The following is a 2,653-nucleotide window of genomic DNA, read 5'->3' on the forward strand; positions in this document are numbered from 1 at the left end:
CCCAGATGTTCTTGTCGGTATTGCCACTCCTACGGCCCAGGCTCTCGCTGCGTCGACACGCTCGATTCCGGTCGTATTTACTGCGGTAACCGATCCTATCGGTGCCAAGCTGGTTAAAAACATGGACAAACCTGGCCGTAATGTCACAGGCCTTTCCGACCTGTCTCCTGTTGCCCAGCATGTTGAACTCATGCAAGAACTGCTGCCGAACGTGAAAAATATCGGGGTCGTGTTCAACCCCGGCGAAGCTAATGCCGTTGCCCTGGTTGAACTACTGCGCGAAGCAGCTAATGCCAGAGGCCTGAACGTTGTTGAAGGCACAGCACTGAAAAGCGCCGATGTCCAGGCTGCCGCCCAGATTGTCGCCTCCAAAGCCGATGTAATTTATGCCCCGACGGATAACACAGTCGCCAGTGCCATTGACGGTCTGGTCAATGCAGCCAACCAGGCCAACAAGCCAATTGTCGGCGCCTCGACTACGTATATTGAAAACGGTGCCCTGGCGGCGCTGGGCTTTGATTACTATCAGGTCGGTGTTCAGACGGCAGACTATGTTGATGCACTGCTAAAAGGAAAAAAAGTGGCCGACCTTCCGGTAAAAGTTGCCAAAGGCTCTGATTTGGCCCTGAACCAGAAAGCCGCAGCCAAGCTGGGGATCACCTTCCCGGCATCCGTGCTTGATCGCGCCACGTCAGTCACCGAATAAGCACCTGACAAGGTTTAGCCTTGAGGGACGAGAAAAGCTTTCCGGAAGCTCGTCTCTCAGGTTACACCTCTGATTCATATCAAAGACAAGGAGTGTTTTAGATGTCTTTCTTTGCCTTTCTGGGCACGCTGGAAATCGGCCTGGTCTACGGCTTGGTGGCCCTGGGTGTGTACCTGACTTTCCGCGTACTGGACTTCCCTGATCTCACCGTCGACGGCAGTTTCCCGATGGGAGCCGCGGTTGCCGCCACCGCCATCGTAGCCGGTGTTAACCCGTGGATTGCCACCCTGCTGGCAATCGCTGCCGGCGGCCTTTGCGGGCTGGTGACAGCTTTTCTGGCGATCCGCTGCGGTATTCTCCATCTGCTCGCCAGTATCCTGACCATGATTGCCGCCTTCTCAATCAATATTCGGATCATGGGCCGACCAAACCTGGCCTTACTGGGCGAAGATACTATCCTGACCCCGTTTGAACTGTTAGCTATGGATCTCGGCATTGACTCGGGGATCATGCGCCTTGGCGTAGTCTTACTGCTTGTTATCTTCAGTGCCTGGTTCATCACCCGCCTGCTCGCCAGCGACTTCGGACTCGGCCTTCGGGCTACCGGGGTCAACAGCCGAATGGTCAGTGCCCAGGGTGGTAATACTGCACTGTACACCTATTTTGGATTGGCACTTTCAAACGGCTTGGTCGGTTTTTCCGGTGCCCTGTTTGCCCAGACAAATAGCTTTGCCGATGTCACTTCGGGCGTCGGTACCATTGTCGTCGGACTGGCAGCCGTGATCCTCGGCCAGACCCTGATCCCGGGACGCAAAATCTGGGTGGCCGTGGTTGCCGTTATCCTTGGCTCGGTTCTGTACCGTCTGGCTGTTGCCTTTGCATTAAGCAGCGGTATGTTTGGCCTGCAAGCCTCGGATCTCAACTTGATCACCGCGTTGCTGGTTGCCGTCGCACTCATTGCGCCGAAAATGAAAACCACCATTCAGCGCAAGAAGAAACAAGCTAGCACGGCAAAAAAGCTGGCTTGAGCCGCTCAGAGGGTAAAAATAGATGATTGAATTAAATGACATCCGCGTTACCTTCAATGAAGGCACTATATTGGAAAACCAGGCCCTTCGCGGTGTTTCGCTTGCCGTGCCTGAAAAGCAGTTCGTTACCGTGATCGGATCCAACGGCGCGGGCAAGTCAACGCTGCTGGGTGCCGTTAGCGGGGAGACCCCAATGGTGGGCGGCCAGGTGCTTATCGACGATATTGATGTGACCCATAAATCGGTCCATGAACGCGCGCAGTATGCCGCCCGTGTTTTTCAGGATCCGCTGGCTGGCACCTGTGCCTCGCTGACAATCGAAGAAAACATGGCACTCGCCTACAAACGCGGCAGCAAACGAAGCTGGAAACTGGCTCTGTCGTCACAGCGCCGCAAGCTCTTTCAGGAACGTATCAGCATTCTTGGCCTCGGCCTCGAAGACCGCCTGGGTGACCATATCGGCCTCCTTTCCGGTGGTCAGCGCCAAGCCGTCAGTCTGGTCATGGCCTCACTGGCCGACAGCAAACTTTTGTTGCTCGACGAGCACACCGCCGCTCTGGATCCACGCATGGCTGCTTTCGTTCTGGCACTGACCAAAAAAGTGGTCGAGGAGTTTGACCTAACCGTCATGATGGTTACCCACTCAATGAAGGATGCCCTTGCCTACGGAGACCGTACTGTAATGCTGCACCAGGGCGAAATCGTGCTGGATGTCCAGGGGAAAGAAAGAGAAAACATGGATGTGAAACAGCTGCTTGAAATGTTCAGCAAGGTTCGCGGTGAAGAGCTGGCGGATGATAGCCTGCTGCTAGGCTAACACATAATCTGATACGCCTACAAAAAAGCGCCGGAGTGATCTCCGGCGCTTTTTTTTGGGGTCCTGGGTCCTGGGTCCTGGGTCCTGGGTCCTGGGTCCTGG

At 55.2% G+C, this 2,653-nt stretch carries 3 protein-coding genes; all 3 read left to right on the forward strand.

The genetic code is table 11. From position 1 onward, the window contains the following. Nucleotides 1-706, forward strand: a 706-nt coding sequence (locus tag MHN01_RS23890) for an ABC transporter substrate-binding protein (protein ID WP_239413853.1), incomplete at its 5' end; no start/stop codon positions are given. A 101-nt stretch (nucleotides 707-807) separates the two neighbouring features. Then, nucleotides 808-1,734 (forward strand): ABC transporter permease, encoded by a 927-nt coding sequence (locus tag MHN01_RS23895; RefSeq protein WP_239413854.1) that lies wholly within the window; start codon nucleotides 808-810, stop codon nucleotides 1,732-1,734. A gap of 22 nt (nucleotides 1,735-1,756) precedes the next feature. Next, entirely contained in the window at nucleotides 1,757-2,551 is a 795-nt protein-coding gene (locus MHN01_RS23900) for an ABC transporter ATP-binding protein (RefSeq protein WP_239413855.1), read from the forward strand. The last annotated feature ends 102 nt before the right edge of the window (nucleotides 2,552-2,653 follow it).

The sequence above is a fragment of the Photobacterium sp. OFAV2-7 genome (genome assembly GCF_022347985.1).
Lineage (GTDB): Bacteria > Pseudomonadota > Gammaproteobacteria > Enterobacterales > Vibrionaceae > Photobacterium.